The following is a 16,494-nucleotide window of genomic DNA, read 5'->3' on the forward strand; positions in this document are numbered from 1 at the left end:
GTCGCGGCGCGTCCAGAGATAGCGACCGGCCCGCTTACTGCGCGCCGAGCTTCTTGATGAGGGCGTCGAGCTTGTCCATTTCTTCCTCGGTCAGATCGGTCAGCGGCGCGCGCACCGGACCGGCGCTGCGGCCCACCAGCTTCGCGCCCGCCTTCACGATACTCACCGCGTAGCCCGCGCGGCGGTTGCGGATCGCGAGGTACGGCAGGAAGAATTCATCCAGCAGTCGCGACGTGGTCGCGTGATCGTCCGCGGCAATCGCGCGATAGAACTCCATCGCGGTCTTCGGAATGAAGTTGAATACCGCCGACGAATACACCGGCACGCCCAGCGCCTTATAAGCCGCCGCATAGACTTCCGCGGTCGGCAGGCCGCCGAGATAGGAAAAGCGATCGCCCAGACGGCGGCGGATCGTCACCATCGCTTCGATTTCACCGACGCCGTCCTTGAAGCCGATCAGGTTCGGGCAACGCTCCGCGAGACGTTCGAGCATGTCCGCGTTCAGTTTCGAGTTCGCGCGGTTGTAGATGATCACGCCCAGGTTCGGCACGGACTTGCAGACCTCCTCCGCGTGCGCGGCGATGCCTTCCTGGGACGCTTCCGTGAGGTAGTGCGGCATCAGCAGAATGCCGTTCGCACCCAGACGCTCCGCTTCCCGCGCGTATTCGATCGCCACGCGCGTCGGGCCGCCCGCGCCAGCGAGAATCGGCACCTTGCCCTTGCAGACTTCGGTCGCGGTGCGCACCACGTTCGTGTAGTCGCTCCTGGTCAGCGAGAAGAATTCGCCCGTGCCGCCCGCGACGAACAGCGCCGAAGCGCCATAAGGCGCGAGCCATTCGAGACGCGCGGCATAGGTGTCGGCACGGAAATCGCCGTTCGTATCGAAGTCGGTCACGGGGAAAGACAACAGGCCTTCGGAAACAATCGCTTTGAGTTCTTGAGGTGAGGTCATGGTGTGATTAAGGTCAAACGTAGATAAGCGCCGCCGTTCAAATCGCCCGGCGACTCAGCGCACGAGACAGGGGCGCTTGTTGTCGAATTTCCAGTTGGGAATCAGGTACTGCATGGCGACGCCGTCGTCGCGCGCGCCCAGGCCGTGTTGCTGATACAGCGCGTGCGCCTTCTCGATCTCGTCCATGTCGATCTCGACGCCGAGTCCCGCCGCCTGCGGCACCTTCACCTTGCCGCCGACGATTTGCAGCGGATCGCGCGTCAGACGCTGGCCGTCCTGCCAGATCCAGTGCGTGTCGATCGCGGTGATCTTGCCGGGCGCCGCGGCCGCGACGTGCGTGAACATCGCGAGCGAAATGTCGAAGTGATTGTTCGAATGCGAGCCCCACGTGAGGCCCCAGTCGTTGCACATCTGCGCCACGCGCACCGAGCCCTGCATGGTCCAGAAATGCGGGTCGGCAAGCGGAATATCCACGGACTGCAACTGGATCGTGTGACCCATCTGACGCCAGTCGGTGGCGATCATGTTGGTGGCCGTCGGCAAGCCGGTCGCGCGACGGAATTCCGCCATGACTTCGCGGCCCGAGTAGCCGTTTTCCGCGCCGCATGGGTCTTCCGCATAAGCGAGCACGTCGTGCTTGTCGCGGCACAGGCGAATGGCTTCCGCCAGCGACCACGCACCGTTCGGATCGAGCGTGACGCGGGCATCGGGAAAGCGTTCGGCGAGCGCCGTCACGGCTTCGATCTCGGCGTCGCCGGGCAGCACGCCGCCTTTCAGCTTGAAGTCGTTGAAGCCGTAACGCGCCTGCGCCGCCTCGGCGAGACGCACGACCGCTTCGGGCGTCATCGCTTCCTCGGTGCGAACGCGCTCCCAGTCGTCGCGCCCTTGCGCGCCGCTCGCGTACGGCAGATCGGTCTTGTTGCGATCGCCGATATAAAACAGGTAGCCGAGCATTTCCACTTCGTCGCGTTGCTGGCCTTCGCCGAGCAGGGCCGCAACCGGCACGCCGAGATGCTGGCCGAGCAGGTCGAGCAGCGCGGCTTCGAGCGCGGTGACCGCGTGAATGGTGGTGCGCAGATCGAAGGTTTGCAGGCCGCGCCCGCCCGCGTCGCGGTCGGCGAACTGCGTGCGCGCCTTGTTCAACATTGCTTGCAGATTGCCGATCGACTGGCCGACCACGAACGGACGTGCATCGTCGATCGTCTTGCGGATGCTCTCGCCGCCGGGCACTTCGCCGACGCCGGTATGGCCGGCGCTGTCGCGCAGAATGACGATGTTGCGCGTGAAGAACGGGCCATGCGCGCCGCTCAGATTCATCAACATGCTGTCACGGCCGGCAACGGGGACGACGCGCAATTCGGTGACCGTGGGTGTGGCGTTCAATTGAGTTGTGTTCGTTGGCATAAGAATGGAAGCGGTTGAATGAGTGGGGCGGCAGGGCGAGGATCATTGCGGCGCGCGTTCGCGTTCGCCTTCGCGTTCAACACCCGTGCCGGAGGGAAAAGGAAAGCGCGCGCTTCATGATCGGCGGTTCCAAAGATCATGGTAGTCAATGCGCCTTGCTGTGGAGAACCTCCGGCAGCACGTCGCGATTGACCCGCCGATTGCGCGTCAGGAAACCGGCTGCCGCCGCGATCAGCGAAGCCACGCCCAACGCATAAAGACCGCCGGTAATCGAGCCGGTGTGCTGCTGGAGATAACCGAACGTGGCCGGCGCGAAAAACCCGCCGAGATTACCCACCGAGTTGATCAGCGCGATCACCGCGGCGGCCACGCGCGCATCGAGATAGCCCTGTGGAATCGGCCAGAAGAGCGAAGCCGCCGCCTTGAAGCCGATTGCCGAGAAGCAGATCGCGACGAACGAGAGAACCGGATTGCCCGAGGTCGACGCGAACAACCCGCATGCCGCGATGACGAGCGCCACCGCCAGCCACGCCTGCTGAAAGCGCCACTTCGCCGACAACATAGCAAAGCAGTACATCGCCACCATCGCGATCAGCCAGGGAATCGCATTGAACATCCCGACCTGGAAATCGGACAGCCCGCCCATCTTGCGAATGATCGTCGGCAACCAGAACGTGGCCGCGTAAATGGTCAATTGAATCGAGAAATAGAGGAAGCAGAACAGCAGGATCTGCGGATCCTTCAACAGTTTTATCGCGGGAAGATGCGCGCTGCCGGCGGCCTCGCGCTCGGCTTGCTCCGCCGCGATCGACGATTCGAGCGCGTGTTGTTCGTCAGCGGTCAGCCACGATGCGTCGCGAATGCGCGACTTCAGCAGCATCCAGCTCACGGCGCACAGGGCGACCGAGAAACCGCCTTCGATGAGGAACATCCATTGCCAGCCGTGCAGGCCGAGTCCGCGAATGGACAGCAGACTGCCGGTGATCGGTCCCGACAGCACCGACGCGAGCGCGGAGCCGCCAAGGAACACCGCGATGGCCTTGCCGCGCTCTTTTTGCGGAAGCCATTGCGTGAAGTAGAAAACCACGCCGGGGAAGAAGCCGGCCTCGGCGACGCCGAGCAGGAAACGCAGCACGTAGAAAGACGTGTCGTTCCATACGAAGGCCATGCCGGCCGCGACGAGCCCCCATGTCCCCATGATGCGCGTCAGCCATGCGCGCGCACCGTACTTCTGCATCAACACGTTCGACGGCACCTCGAACAGCGCATAGCCGATGAAGAACAAACCGCTTCCCAAACCATAGGCCGCCGCGCCAATGCCGAGATCGGTCTGCATGTGGGCGTTCGCGAAGCCGATGTTCACGCGGTCGATGTAGTTCGCGATGAACATGATCAGGAAAAGCGGCAGCACGTGCCGCTTGACCTTCGAGACCGCGGAGTCGAGCGGGTTCGTCGTGGTGAGAGCTGGTGTCAAGGGTGGTCTCCGATTGGGGCCGTCAAGCGGCCTGATGTCACGTCACGCGGCGGGTGTCCTGGTGGGATCGCGCCTCGCCGAATTTGTGATACGTTGTCCGACGACAGTCTACAATTTTCGATACAACGATTCCAATGCGGTGTTTACCCTGCCTTCATATGGGCTAAGGCTCCCTGTTGCGACACGCGACAATGGAAAACATCTCGAACTAAGACGTCCGATGACATTTGCGATTCTGCTACCATCCGCCCCCGGGCCTTTGCAGCCCCTCGGCTCATTTCCGGCCGAGAACCCGCGTCGCGATGCACGCGTCGTTCCCAGTTATGATGGCGACGTTGAGCCGTCCAATGAGGCCGCTCGCCCGCGCGTCCTGCGCATTTCCAGTCGATTAGCCAACAAGTCCCAGCAATGAGCAGCCTAACTGAGAAGGTGGTGGCCACCCTTTCCGATGAAATCCGCCGCGGCGCGCTGAGGCCGGGAGACCGCATCCCCACCGAAGTCGCGATGATGAAGCAGCTCTCGGTGAGCCGCTCCGTGGTCCGCGAGGCAATTTCGCGCCTCCAGGCGGCCAAGGTGGTGGAGACGCGTCACGGCATCGGCACATTCGTGCTGGCGCCGTCCGCGGAAAAAACCATGCAGTTGCCCACCGCCGATCTGTCCAACATGCTGGACGCGATGGCGATCATCGAATTCCGTATCGACGTGGAGGCCGCCTCGGCGGCGCTCGCCGCGGCACGCCGCACCGAGCAGAATCTCAAGCAGATCCGCGGCGCGCTGGAGCGGTTCGAAGCGGAACTCGAGCGCGGCAGCACCGACACGCTCGCGCACGACATCGAGTTCCATCTGCAGATCGCGCGCGCCAGCGGCAATCGCTATTTCTTCGATGTGCTCAGTCAACTCGGACGGTCCGTGAGTCCGCGCACGCGGCTCGGCTCGGCGGAGATCGCGGAGCTCGACCATATCGAGCACCTGCGCAATGTACTCAACGAGCATCAGATGATTTATCGGGCGATAGAACGTCAGGACCCGGACGACGCGCGCGCCGCCATGCGCATGCATTTGAGCAACAGCCGCGAAAGACTGCGCCGCGCGCATGAGTTGAGCAAGCCGGGCGGGCAATAAGTCGTTCCGCGCGATTATCTGGCGGCTCCAACGGCAGCGGAGACAACAGCGATGGAACCCACCACGGAATCCCACGACGACAACCTCGAACAGTTCGAAGCACACGGCGCGCCGCCGCTGCCCGTCTCGAACGATCATGGCTACGTCGAGCATGAAGGGGCGCGCATCTGGTACGCGTCATATGGCGTCGGCGCGCCGGTGATTCTGCTGCACGGCGGCCTCGGGCACAGCGGCAACTGGGGCTACCAGGTGCCGGCGCTGCTTGGCGCGGGACATCGCGTGGTGGTCGTCGACAGCCGCGGCCACGGCCGCAGCACGCGCGACGCGCGGCCTTACAAGTACGAGTTGATGGCATCCGACGTACTCGCCGTCATGGATGCGCTGCAAATCGCGCGCGCCGCCATGGTGGGCTGGAGCGACGGCGCCTGCATCGCGATGGTGCTGGGCATCACGGCTCCCGAACGCGTTGCGGGGGTGTTCTTCTTCGGCTGCAACATGGACCCGAGCGGCACGAAGGAATTCGTGCCGACACCGGTGATCGATCGCTGCTTCAGTCGGCACGCCAGAGACTATGCGCAACTCTCCGCGACGCCTCGCGACTTCGACGCATTCGTCGGCGCGGTCAGCGAGATGATGAAGACCGAACCTAACTACGGCGCTCACGATCTGGCTCGGATCGAGGTGCCCGTCGCGATCGTGCTGAGCGAGCACGACGAGTTCATCAAGCGGGAACACGCCGACTATCTCGCGCAGAGCATTCCAGATGCGGAGTTCGTTCTGCTGCCGGGCGTGAGCCATTTCGCGCCGCTACAGAGGCCGGCTCAATTCAATCGAGTGATGCTCGGCTTTCTGCGCCGTTTGCTTTTCTGATCGCGGACGGCGAGGGCAAGCCGCATGACTTTGCTTTCGCGCTGCAACGCTTCCCCGCAAGACGCCAATATTTCACGATGCGGCATGAGCCATTGCTTCGTAAAAAGTCGTGGTGCGTGGCACAAACCGGCCATTTCGCAATGCCGCCCCACGTTGCACATCGCGGAACAAAGCCTGCAAGCCATTATTTTTAAACAAAATTTTTAGATGGAATTAGCCGTCGAACACCGGCTTGCGCCGCTGCCCGCTGACGTAGACTCCTTTACATGAGTCGGCGGTTCAAGTGGTCAAGCCGGGTTGACGAGACAAAAGCGCAGTCACGCCGTCTCCGGCCGAACGCAGGAAGCCGTCCCGACCTCGCGGTTTTTAATTGGCAATTGGGAGACTAAAAATGAAAGGCTTTCGCTTTGGCTCGACCCAGGGAGCGTTCTACATTTTGCCGGGGCACGGAGGTTGGGAAGCAACCTACGGCAACGAGACGCTCGGAGAGTTTTCCAGCCCGCAACAGGCTGCCGATGAAGTCGCACGCGGCTTGACCTGCCCGCATCTGTCCGAGGTGGATACGTCGACGCTGGAAATTCCGGAAAAACTCAGCGACTGGGAAATCGTTCACGTGTGATGCCCGGCATGACTGGCCATCACCTGAAGGCGGAAACGACGATGGCGCTCGAGAGCGCCATCGTCATATCTACTGCCTGCTTCAATGCGTTACTTCACGGCTTAGGCAACCGCATCCACGATCTTGTTCAGCGTGGCGCTCGGGCGCATGGCCTTGCTCGTGAGCTCGACATTCGGACGGTAGTAACCGCCGATATCCACCGGCTTGCCTTGCGCCGCAGCCAACTCCACGAGAATCTTTGCTTCGTTGTCGGCCATGGCCTTCGCCACGCCGGCGAACTGCGCCTGCAGCGCGGCGTCCTCGGTTTGAGCGGCCAGCGCTTCAGCCCAGTACATCGCGAGGTAGAAGTGGCTGCCGCGATTGTCGAGACCGCCCACCTTGCGTGCCGGCGACTTGTCGTTGTCGAGGAACTTGCCGGTTGCCTGATCCAGCGTTTTCGCCAGAATCTGCGCCTTCGGGTTGTGGTACGCGTTGCTCAAATGTTCGAGCGACGCAGCCAACGCCAGGAATTCGCCGAGCGAATCCCAACGCAGGAAGCCTTCCTCGACCAGTTGCTGAACGTGCTTCGGCGCCGAACCGCCCGCGCCCGTTTCGAACATGCCGCCACCGGCCATGAGCGGGACGATCGACAGCATCTTCGCGCTGGTGCCAAGTTCCATGATTGGGAACAGGTCGGTCAGATAGTCGCGCAGCACGTTGCCGGTCACCGAGATCGTGTCTTTGCCGGCGCGGATACGCTCCAGCGAGAACTTCGTGGCTTCGACCGGCGTCATGATACGGATGTCCAGACCGCTGGTGTCGTGGTCCTTCAGGTACTGCTCGACCTTCTTGATGATCTGCGCATCATGGGCGCGAGCGGAGTCGAGCCAGAACACGGCCGGCGTATTGGTGGCGCGCGCGCGGTTCACCGCGAGCTTGACCCAATCCTGGACCGGTGCGTCCTTGACCTGGCACATGCGCCAGATGTCGCCGGCTTCCACCGCTTGTTCGAGCAGCACCGTGCCGGCTGCGTCGATCACGCGGACCACGCCGTTCGCCGGAATCTGGAACGTCTTGTCGTGTGAACCGTATTCTTCGGCGGCTTGCGCCATCAGGCCGACGTTCGGCACCGTGCCCATCGTGACCGGGTCGAAAGCGCCGTTCTTCTTGCAGTCTTCGATCACAGCCTGGTAGACGCCGGCGTAGCAACGGTCCGGAATCACCGCCTTGGCGTCGTGCAGCGCGCCGTCCGCGCCCCACATCTTGCCCGACTCGCGAATCATGGCCGGCATGGAGGCGTCGACGATCACGTCGCTCGGCACGTGCAGGCTGGTGATGCCCTTGTCCGAGTTGACCATGGCGAGCGGCGGGCGCTGTTCGTACTGCGCCTTGATGTCCGCCTCGATCGCTTCACGCGTTTCCGCCGGCAGGTCTTTCAGGCGCGCGTACAGATCGCCGATACCGTTGTTCGGGTTGAAGCCGGCTTGCGCGAGCGCGTCGGCATGCTTGGTGAGCACGTCTTTGTAGAACACCGAGACCACGTGACCGAAGATGATCGGATCCGACACCTTCATCATGGTGGCTTTCAGGTGCACCGAGAACAGCACGCCCTTGCTCTTCGCATCGGCGATTTCCGCTTCGATGAAGCTGCGCAGCGCATTCCTGGAGAGCACCGAAGCGTCGATTATCTCGCCCGCCTGCACCGCCGTCTTTTCTTTCAGGACCGTCTTGCTGCCGTCCGCGGCCGCCAGTTCGATCTTCACGCTGCCCGCTGCCGCGATGAGCGCGGACTTTTCGCTGCCGTAGAAATCGCCGCCGCTCATGTGCGAGACGTGCGACTTGGAATCAGCCGACCATGCGCCCATCTTGTGCGGATGCTTGCGCGCGTAGTTCTTCACCGACAACGGCGCGCGGCGGTCCGAATTGCCTTCGCGCAGCACCGGGTTGACGGCGCTGCCCTTGATCTTGTCGTAGCGCGCCTTGACGTCTTTTTCCGCGTCGGTTTTCGCTTCGTCAGGATAGGACGGCAGCTTGTAGCCCTGATCGCGCAGTTCGGTGATCGCCGCCTTCAGTTGCGGCACCGACGCGCTGATGTTCGGCAGCTTGATGATGTTCGCTTCGGGACGCGTGGTGAGTCCGCCCAGTTCCGCCAGATCGTCGGAGCCCTTCTGTTCCGCGGTCAGGTAGTCCGGAAATGCAGCGATGATCCGGCCGGCAAGCGAGATATCGCGCGTTTCAACGATCACGTCGGACGAGCGCGTGAACGCCTTGACGATCGGCAGCAGCGAGTAAGTCGCCAGCGCGGGGGCTTCGTCGGTCAGGGTGTAGATGATCTTCGGCGGTGTGGACATGTTCAATGCTTTGCTAGGTGAAGTGAGGGACAGAGCGTGGATAGCGCTGAGCCAGCGAATTCGCGACGAAGCAGCAAAAACGCAGCGCAACCCGCAGCACTACTTTTTACGGCCCGACCGAGAGTATATGCGCGTTTTCCTCGACTCGCTGCTAAACAAACATATCCCGGAAACATGCCCGACAGGCAAAAGCCCCGCCAGATAAGGCTTTCAGGCGAATGCCCTATGCCGAAATTCAGATGTCTTATAGAGGACTTGGGCGGTGAAACCGATGCCCGCCTGCGAATTGCTCGCATATTGGCCGCCTGGGCCATTGGTCGCGCCGGGGGCGTTCCGAGCCGCGCCCGGACCAGCGGGGCAAGTCCCGCGAAATCCCACGACGAGCGCTTCGAGCCGCTGGCGCGGCCGTCCGCGTGACCGCTTATCCCCGGTCCCGGCCTTCGCTGTAGCTCTGCGCCATCGCCACGACGACCTTGCGCGGTCCTTCGAACGGATCGCGCGCGTGCGCGGTCAGCATGTTGTCGAGCATCAGCACGTCGCCCGTCCGCCACGGAAACACGATCCGCTGCTGATCGAGCACGCCGCGGATTTCGGCAAGCGCCTCGGCCTCCAGCGGCTCGCCGTCGCCGTAATAGACATTGCGCGGCACGTTTTCGAGCCCGACCGAATCGATCAGCGCCTCCTGCATGTCCTCGTCGAGCGATGACAGGTGGAACAGATTTGCCTGGTTGAACCAGACAAGCTCGCCCGTGCGCGGATGACGCGCCACCGCCTGGCAGCGTTCGCGCGTGCGCAACAGCAGTTCGCCGTCGTCGCTGTCGCGCCATTCGCATTCGATGCCGCGAGTCCGGCAAATGCGCTCGACCACGCGCGGATCATCCGAGCCGAAAGCCTGCTCCCACGGCAGATCGAGCCCTTGCCCGAAGTTGCGCACGTAAAGCAGCTCACGTTTGGCAAAGCGCGCGACGAGCGCCGGATCGAGCGCGCCGTGGATCGCGCGGCTGTCCGCAATCGGCGTCGCGCCGCCCGCACGCGCGGCGAGCGCGCAGTGAAACCAGATGCGCAGCGGCCATTCGCGCGTGTACGACTGCTCGTTATGCAACGGAATCGAGCGATGCGGCGGATATTCGGTCGACGTGTAGACCGCCCCCTCCACCTGACTGCGCGGCGTCGACGCGAATTCATAGCCGATCAGCGGATGCCCGAACGAGCCCGCGAAGCTTTGAAAGGCCTCGATCGAGTCCACGCGAAAGCCGGTGAACAGCACGCCGCCCGCGTGCTCCAACGTGTCGTCGACGATCGCATGCAGCAGCGGCGCAACCGCTTGCAGAGAAATCTCCGCGCCGGCGCGCGGCGAGACGACGGTCGGCAGTCCCGGCTCGATCGAGAGATCGGCAAGGGTGATTTGCGGCATCGAAAGCGTGGTCATAGGGGATCCTTTTGCGTGAGCGATGGGGTCGGCGGCGCGCCGAAACAAGCGAGGCATCCGGCTTGCGGACCGCTCACGCCGGCTGCGTCGCGCGAGCCGGCTTGAAACGCGGGCGGACAGGCGGTTCCGGCATCGAGAACCGGCGTGGGTGTCGTTGCCCAAGACTCCCGTCGAATCAGCACTTCGGCCATGAATTCGCTCCGCGTTCTCAAAGGACAGGGCATCAATCTAGCCCAAATGCGAACCGTTCTCAACAAAGACCTCGAATGTCCTGCTGAATCGCATGGTTTTGGCGCTCGCCCGTCGGCTTCATGTGGCCGCGTTCGTGGTGTTTGGGCGCTTCACCGCCGTAGTTGGCCGCTTCGTTCGCCCGCCTCGTTTCCCGCTTAATCCAACCGCGCAACATCAAAGGCACGCGAGCAGCCGATCCGAATCTGGTACAACTAACGCCTGCGCTCAGGCTCTCGCTTCCCGCATTTTTCCCGCGAGGCCGCGAGCCTTTACCGCCGCAAAAAACACCATTCCGCAGCCCGATCGGCGCCACGCCGCGAGCCATGCGATGCAAGGAGACGCTAAATGACGAACGCATTCCGCTTCCAGACCGTGCAGGCCATGCTGGTCGAGTTCGGCGCCGCGCGCCGCCTCGGCGCTCTATTGCGCGCGCAATTTCCAGCGCTTACGCGCCTGTGCGTCGTCACCGACGCTTTCCTTCACAAGAGCGGGCTCCTGAATCCCGCGCTCGCCGACCTCGCCGCGCACGGCTGGAACGCCACCGTAATCGACGACGTGATCGCCGATCCGCCCGAACACATCGTGCTCGAAGCAACTTCGCGCGCGCAGACGGCGGGTGTGCAGATCGTGCTGGGCCTGGGCGGCGGCTCGTCGATGGACGTGGCGAAGCTGATCGCCGTGCTGGCTCCGCAGGAACAGCAAACACTCGCCGACATGTACGGCGTGAACAAGATCGTGGTCTCCCGCCTGCCGCTCGTGCAGATGCCGACCACCGCGGGCACCGGTTCGGAAGTGACGGCCGTGTCGATCGTGACGGTTGGCGAGGCGAAGAAAATGGGCGTGGTCGCCCCGCAGTTGATCGCCGATCTGGCGATTCTCGACGCCGAACTCACGCTCGGCCTGCCCAGGGCCGCGACCGCCGCAACCGGCATCGACGCGATGGTGCATGCGATCGAGGCGTACACGTCCGCGCATCTGAAGAACCCGATCTCCGACATGCTCGCGGTGAAAGCGCTCGAACTGTTGTCGCGCAATCTGCTGCCCGCGTGCGAGAGCGGCCAGAACCGCGAGGCGCGCGAAGCCATGCTGCTCGGCGCGACCTTCGCGGGCCAGGCGTTTGCCAATTCGCCGGTGGCCGCGGTGCATGCGCTCGCGTATCCGATCGGCGGCATTTACCACGTGCCGCACGGTCTTTCGAATGCGCTCGTGCTGCCACACGTGTTGCGGTTTAACGCCGAGACGGCGGCGCATCTGTATGCGGAACTCGCGGACGTGATCATGCCGGGCGCGACCGGCAGCGCCGCCAGCAAGACGCAGGCGCTGATCGAACGGCTCGAACAGATGATCGCCGCGACGGCGATTCCGGCGCGGCTGCGCGATGTCGGCATCGAACGCAGCGGACTCGAACGGATGGCGAGCGACGCCATGTTGCAAACGCGGCTGCTGGTCAACAATCCCAGGCCGCTCACCGAGGACGATGCATTGGCGATTTACAGTGCCGCGTTTTGATCTTGCGCTGGGCGTTATTAAAAGGCGGGCGTTGCCGCGGTCTCGCGATACGCACGCATCCAGCTTAGGGCTTTACTTCGTCGACGAACTGATTGGTGAACGTTCTCGACAGATCGACGTGGCGTCCCTTCACCGAGGGATTGAAACCCGACAGCACCTTGAGCACGGTGCGCGGGCCGTCGGCCGGCATCCTGCCGTCGGCGGTAAACATCGGCAACGACGCCTTCAATGCGCTGACATAAAGCGCCTTGTCGTTGCCGATGAAGTTTTTCGGCATCCGCGCGGCGATTTCCTCGGCGCTGTGCGTATGCAGGTATTGCAGCGTCCTCACGAAAGCACGCGCGAGTTTGGCCGCTTCCCGCAGGTGCGTATCGAGCCATGCGCTCTGCACGTACAGGCTGGAAGCCGGATACGTGCCGCCGAGCGCGGCACGCGTGCCCTCGACGTTACGCATGTCCACGAGAATCCTCGCATCGCCGGATTTGAGCAGTTGCGACACGGTCGGCTCGGTCGTCATGCCCGCGTCGATGCGGCCTTGCCTGATCGCCGCGATAAAGCTGTTGTCCGCGCCCACCGGCAGCACCGTGTATTGCGAGTTCGGCACGCCCTCGAGTCTCGCCAGATACTGCGTCAGAAAATTGGTCGACGAACCGAGCCCGGTCACGCCGAGCGTCTTGCCCCTGACGTCGGCCATGCTTTTGATCGAATCGGCGGCTCTCGCCGACACCATTTCCACTTCGCCGGGCACCTGGCCGAGCACGACGATGCTCTTTACCTCCTTGCCCTTGCTCTGCAAAACGATGGTGTGGTCGTAGAAACCCACCACCCCTTGCACCGCGCCCGCCAGCAATTCATTCTCCGCGTCGACGCCCGCCGTTTGCGACAGCAGTTCCACGTCGAGACCTTCGGCCTTGAAGTAGCCAAGCTGCTCCGTCAGGAACACCGGAAGATAGATGAGCTTGGTGATGCCACCCACCATGATCGCGATTTTCCCGGGCGCATCGTCCTGCGCGGACGCCGCCGCCGGGGCCAGCAGAAAGAGTGTGAGAAACGCCGCGACTGCCGCATGGAACGCGCGCGAAAAGCTCAGTGAAGCGTTGCGCATTGTGTGAGTGTCTCCTTCCTATCGCGCATCCGCGAGAAGCGCTCGATGGGCGATTCAAACTTTCAAGCCTTCTCCGCCCGCTGCGCCTTGGCGCGCGGAAACGACACCGTCACGTGCACGCCCTTGCCGCCTTCGCCCGGCTTGAGCGTGATCTCGCCATGATGCGCGTCCGCGATCTCGCGCACGATCGCGAGACCGAGCCCCGTGCCTTCGGTATCCGTCGACGCGCGGAAGAACGGTTCGAACACGCGGCCGCGCGACTCGGCCGGAATGCCGGGGCCGTCGTCCAGCACGCTCACGCTGACCGTATCGGCGCCGGCATGCACCGCAACCGTGACATGGCCGCCGCTGCCCGTATAACGGATCGCGTTCTCGGCCAGGTTGGCGATCAGCGCCTGAAGCATGCCGCGATGCCCGGCCACCGGCGCAACGCCGCTCAATTCCGCACCCAGGTCGATGTCCCGAGCCTGCGCGAGCAGCGCCAGGTCTTCCACCACTTCCATGGCGAGCGCGACGAGGTCCACGGTTTCAACGGCCAGTTGCGTGTTGTCGGCGGCTTCGGCCTGCGCCAGCAACAGCAGCTTGTTGGTCAGCCCGACCATCGAACGATTGCTGCGATGCATGGCCGCGAGCGCTTCGTCGAGTGCGGGATTCAAGCCGTCCTGCTGACGCGCGAACTGCAATTGCGTGCCGAGCAGCGTGAGCGGCGTGCGCAACTGGTGGGCGGCGTCGGCAATGAAGCGCCGTTGCGCGGCGACTTGCACGCCGAGCCGCGCAATGCACTGATTGATCGCCTCGACGATCGGCCGCAACTCCGTATGCAGGCGCTCGACGCGAATCGGCTCCAGTTGCATCGGATCGCGGTCGGCGACCTCGTCCTTCACTTTCATCAAGGGCCGCAATTCGAACGTGAGGCCGATGCAAACCAGCGCCACCGCCAGCGCGATCATTTCGATCTGCCGCACGAGTTGCGGCTGCCACAATTCCTGCGCCATCGCATCGCGCGAGCGCACGGTCTTGCCGACCGTCACGCGCACGCGGCGCGTCACGCCATTGTCGTACATGAGACGAACGAGGCCGACCGCGCGCACGGCACGGCCTTGCAAAGCGGCGTCGTAATGATCGGGGGTATCGGGGCGCTGCGCCGGGCGCGGCGGGAAGTCGGGCGTGCCCGCGAGCAGGCGGCCGTCGTCGACGCTCACGCTGTAGAACACCTGGTCGCGATAAGGCGACGCGAATATTTCGAGCGCGGCGGGCGGCACGTCCACACGCAGGAAGCCGTCCACCCATTGCACTTCGCCCGCGATCATGCGCGCCGACGAAATCAACTGGTTATCCTGCACCAGATCCGCGGTGCGCCGCGCGTTGTCGTATTCGGCCTTGCCGGTGACGAACACGTATAGCGCGAGCGGCACGAGCAGCCACCACAACAAACGCACGCGCAAGCTATTGGTCATCTTCTTTCTTGCGCAACAGGTAGCCGAGCCCGCGCAGCGTGACGATCGCCGCCGAACTGCCGTCGAGTTTCTTGCGCAGCCGCGAGATGTAGATTTCCACCGCGTCCTCGCTCGGTTCGTCCGCGAGCGTGAAGATCGCGTCGACCAGCGCGGGCTTCGTCACCGTTTTGCCCAGACGCAGGATCAGCGTTTCGAGCACCGAACGCTCGCGCGGCGTGACGTTCAGCGGCGCGCCCTTCAGCGTGAACTGGCGCGTGTCGATGTCGAACGCGAGATCGCCGCACACCACCTCGCTCGCCTTCGAGGGTGACTGGCGGCGGATCGCCACCTTGATGCGCGCGACCAGCTCGCGCACTTCGAACGGCTTGACGAGGTAGTCGTCCGCGCCGGCGCCGAGCAGTTCCACCTTTTCGTCGATGGAGCCGCTCGCCGTCAGGATCAGCACCGGCGTCGAGTCGCCGCGCTGACGCAGACGGCGCAGCACGTTCTTGCCGGACAGTTGCGGCAGATTGAGGTCGAGCAGAATCACGTCGTAATGATTCGTGCGCAATAGACGGTCGGCGGAGTCGCCGTCCTGCACCGCGTCGAGCGCGAACGCCTCCTGTTCCAGCATCCTGGCGAGCCAGTGCGCGAGCGTGGGATTGTCTTCGATGAGCAGCAGCTTCATGGCGGGAACGCGAAAGTCAGATCGTCGATTGTGCCGTAAAACAAGGGCTTTGCGCGCACCGCATGGGGTTCGCGGCAGGCCTTCGAGTATTCGCGGCAAGTCTCTCGGCGGGTTCTCGGCGGGTTTTCGGGTTAACACCCATGATTTAGCCACGTCCCCGAAAGCTGGCAGAAGGTTTGCGATTTCTATACTCGCCTCCATTCACCCAGAAAGCGCCGCATTTTCCACCCAGCGGCGACAAACCTACGGAGACTGCTTCATGCGTACCTTGCGCCAGATTGCCGCTGTGTCAGGTGTTGCGTTCACCCTTGCCGCCGCCTCGGCTGCCGCTCATGCCGAGAAGCTGACGATCATGGTCGGCGGCGCCACCAAGATCATCTATCTGCCGGCCAAGCTCACCGAGCAGCTCGGCTACTTCAAGGACGAAGGCCTCGACGTCGAAATCCTCTCGCAACCGGCGGGCGTCGACGCGGAAAACGAACTGCTCGCGGGCGCGGTGCAAGGCGTGGTGGGTTTCTACGACCACACCATCGATCTGCAGAGCAAGGGCAAGGAAGTGGAGGCGCTGGTGATTTTCGGCCAGGTGCCGGGCGAGGTGGAGATGGTCTCCACCAAGGCCGCGGGCACGCTCAAGAGCATGGCCGACGTCAAGGGCAAGACGCTCGGCGTGACCGGCCTCGGTTCGTCGACGAGCTTCCTCACACAATATCTCGCGCAACGCGGCGGCGTGCCGAGCTCGCAGTACACGTTGCTGCCGGTGGGCGCGGACAACAGCTTTATCGCGGCCATCAAGCAAAGCCGCATCGACGCGGGCATGACGACCGAGCCGACCGTCTCGCAACTGCTGAAGACCGGCGACGCCAAGGTGCTGGTCGACATGCGCACGCTGGAAGGCACGCGCGCCGCGCTCGGCGGAACCTATCCGGCTTCGAGCTTCTACGTGCAGCGCGCGTGGGCCGAGTCGCACAAGGACGACGCCGCGAAACTCTCGCATGCGTTCGCGAAGACGCTGAACTTCATTGCGACGCATAGCGCCGAGGAGATCGCCGCGAAGATGCCGAAGGACTATTACGGCAACAACAAGGACCTCTATGTCGGCGCGCTGAAGGCGTCGCTGCCGATGTTCACGAAGGACGGCAAGATGCCCGCCGACGGCCCCGACACGGTGCTGAAAGTATTGTCGGCATTCAATCCGTCGGTGAAGGGCAAGCATATCGACCTCGCCAAGACGTACACCAACGACTACGTGTCGGCGCCGGTCAAAACCGCGGCGAAGTAACACCCCTTCGACATCACGAGACACATCACGAGAACAGCGAGGCCCC

Annotated in this window: 13 protein-coding genes; 5 read left to right on the plus strand and 8 right to left on the minus strand. The window is 63.4% G+C overall.

The window, feature by feature from the left end; translation table 11 throughout:
* Positions 1–34 precede the first annotated feature (34 nt).
* The 3 genes from kdgD to BUE39_RS11010 form a co-directional block, all read right to left on the minus strand.
* Entirely contained in the window at positions 35–952 is a 918-nt protein-coding gene (gene kdgD, locus BUE39_RS11000; protein WP_073428687.1) for a 5-dehydro-4-deoxyglucarate dehydratase, read from the minus strand.
* 54 nt (positions 953–1,006) lie between these two features.
* Positions 1,007–2,356 carry a glucarate dehydratase gene (gene gudD, locus BUE39_RS11005; protein ID WP_073428688.1) on the minus strand — a complete coding sequence of 450 codons (1,350 nt, stop codon included), beginning with the start codon at positions 2,354–2,356 and terminating at the stop codon, positions 1,007–1,009.
* A 145-nt stretch (positions 2,357–2,501) separates the two neighbouring features.
* A complete protein-coding gene (locus BUE39_RS11010; protein WP_073428689.1) occupies positions 2,502–3,830 on the minus strand; it encodes an MFS transporter in 1,329 nt (442 codons plus the stop codon).
* A gap of 408 nt (positions 3,831–4,238) precedes the next feature.
* Between BUE39_RS11010 and BUE39_RS11015 the strand changes: the two genes are divergently transcribed.
* The 3 genes from BUE39_RS11015 to BUE39_RS11025 all read left to right on the plus strand — a co-directional run bounded on the left by BUE39_RS11015 (position 4,239) and on the right by BUE39_RS11025 (position 6,441).
* Positions 4,239–4,952, plus strand: a complete 714-nt coding sequence (locus BUE39_RS11015) for a FadR/GntR family transcriptional regulator (protein WP_073428690.1) — start codon at positions 4,239–4,241, stop codon at positions 4,950–4,952.
* Between the two features lie 51 nt (positions 4,953–5,003).
* Positions 5,004–5,822: an alpha/beta fold hydrolase gene (locus BUE39_RS11020; protein ID WP_073428691.1), complete on the plus strand. Its 819-nt coding sequence runs from the start codon at positions 5,004–5,006 to the stop codon at positions 5,820–5,822.
* A 391-nt stretch (positions 5,823–6,213) separates the two neighbouring features.
* Entirely contained in the window at positions 6,214–6,441 is a 228-nt protein-coding gene (locus tag BUE39_RS11025; protein WP_073428692.1) for a hypothetical protein, read from the plus strand.
* Positions 6,442–6,542: 101 nt separating this feature from the next.
* Here the strand turns inward: BUE39_RS11025 and BUE39_RS11030 are convergent, their stop codons facing one another.
* Positions 6,543–8,771 (minus strand): NADP-dependent isocitrate dehydrogenase, encoded by a 2,229-nt coding sequence (locus tag BUE39_RS11030; RefSeq protein WP_073428693.1) that lies wholly within the window; start codon positions 8,769–8,771, stop codon positions 6,543–6,545.
* 421 nt (positions 8,772–9,192) lie between these two features.
* Positions 9,193–10,200 (minus strand): TauD/TfdA family dioxygenase, encoded by a 1,008-nt coding sequence (locus BUE39_RS11035; protein WP_073428694.1) that lies wholly within the window; start codon positions 10,198–10,200, stop codon positions 9,193–9,195.
* Positions 10,201–10,776: 576 nt separating this feature from the next.
* Between BUE39_RS11035 and BUE39_RS11040 the strand changes: the two genes are divergently transcribed.
* On the plus strand, positions 10,777–11,940 hold the full coding sequence (locus BUE39_RS11040) for an iron-containing alcohol dehydrogenase (protein ID WP_073428695.1): 1,164 nt from the start codon (positions 10,777–10,779) through the stop codon (positions 11,938–11,940).
* A 64-nt stretch (positions 11,941–12,004) separates the two neighbouring features.
* On the opposite strand, the gene BUE39_RS11045 is transcribed toward BUE39_RS11040, so the two are convergent.
* The 3 genes from BUE39_RS11045 to BUE39_RS11055 all read right to left on the minus strand — a co-directional run bounded on the left by BUE39_RS11045 (position 12,005) and on the right by BUE39_RS11055 (position 15,169).
* Entirely contained in the window at positions 12,005–13,045 is a 1,041-nt protein-coding gene (locus tag BUE39_RS11045; protein ID WP_073428696.1) for an ABC transporter substrate-binding protein, read from the minus strand.
* A gap of 62 nt (positions 13,046–13,107) precedes the next feature.
* Positions 13,108–14,502, minus strand: coding sequence for a sensor histidine kinase (locus tag BUE39_RS11050; RefSeq protein WP_073428697.1), 1,395 nt, complete (start codon positions 14,500–14,502; stop codon positions 13,108–13,110).
* On the minus strand, positions 14,492–15,169 hold the full coding sequence (locus tag BUE39_RS11055; protein WP_073428698.1) for a response regulator: 678 nt from the start codon (positions 15,167–15,169) through the stop codon (positions 14,492–14,494). The genes BUE39_RS11050 and BUE39_RS11055 overlap by 11 nt, the downstream gene beginning before the upstream one ends.
* A 259-nt stretch (positions 15,170–15,428) precedes the next feature.
* Here BUE39_RS11055 and BUE39_RS11060 point away from each other — a divergent pair, with 259 nt between their 5' ends.
* A complete protein-coding gene (locus BUE39_RS11060) occupies positions 15,429–16,448 on the plus strand; it encodes an ABC transporter substrate-binding protein (RefSeq protein WP_073428699.1) in 1,020 nt (339 codons plus the stop codon).
* Positions 16,449–16,494 lie beyond the last annotated feature (46 nt).

Origin of the sequence: Paraburkholderia terricola, from assembly GCF_900142195.1 — a bacterium.
In the GTDB taxonomy this organism is placed as follows: domain Bacteria; phylum Pseudomonadota; class Gammaproteobacteria; order Burkholderiales; family Burkholderiaceae; genus Paraburkholderia; species Paraburkholderia terricola.

Excerpts from the sequence above, each read along its gene's own strand:
- BUE39_RS11025 (WP_073428692.1), top strand. The coding sequence starts at position 6,214 with ATGAAAGGCTTTCGCTTTGGCTCGACCCAGGGAGCGTTCTACATTTTG.
- BUE39_RS11045 (WP_073428696.1), bottom strand. The coding sequence starts at position 13,045 with ATGCGCAACGCTTCACTGAGCTTTTCGCGCGCGTTCCATGCGGCAGTC.
- BUE39_RS11055 (WP_073428698.1), bottom strand. The coding sequence starts at position 15,169 with ATGAAGCTGCTGCTCATCGAAGACAATCCCACGCTCGCGCACTGGCTC.
- BUE39_RS11050 (WP_073428697.1), bottom strand. The coding sequence starts at position 14,502 with ATGACCAATAGCTTGCGCGTGCGTTTGTTGTGGTGGCTGCTCGTGCCG.
- BUE39_RS11030 (WP_073428693.1), bottom strand. The coding sequence starts at position 8,771 with ATGTCCACACCGCCGAAGATCATCTACACCCTGACCGACGAAGCCCCC.
- kdgD (WP_073428687.1), bottom strand. The coding sequence starts at position 952 with ATGACCTCACCTCAAGAACTCAAAGCGATTGTTTCCGAAGGCCTGTTG.
- BUE39_RS11040 (WP_073428695.1), top strand. The coding sequence starts at position 10,777 with ATGACGAACGCATTCCGCTTCCAGACCGTGCAGGCCATGCTGGTCGAG.
- BUE39_RS11020 (WP_073428691.1), top strand. The coding sequence starts at position 5,004 with ATGGAACCCACCACGGAATCCCACGACGACAACCTCGAACAGTTCGAA.
- BUE39_RS11060 (WP_073428699.1), top strand. The coding sequence starts at position 15,429 with ATGCGTACCTTGCGCCAGATTGCCGCTGTGTCAGGTGTTGCGTTCACC.
- gudD (WP_073428688.1), bottom strand. The coding sequence starts at position 2,356 with ATGCCAACGAACACAACTCAATTGAACGCCACACCCACGGTCACCGAA.
- BUE39_RS11035 (WP_073428694.1), bottom strand. The coding sequence starts at position 10,200 with ATGACCACGCTTTCGATGCCGCAAATCACCCTTGCCGATCTCTCGATC.
- BUE39_RS11015 (WP_073428690.1), top strand. The coding sequence starts at position 4,239 with ATGAGCAGCCTAACTGAGAAGGTGGTGGCCACCCTTTCCGATGAAATC.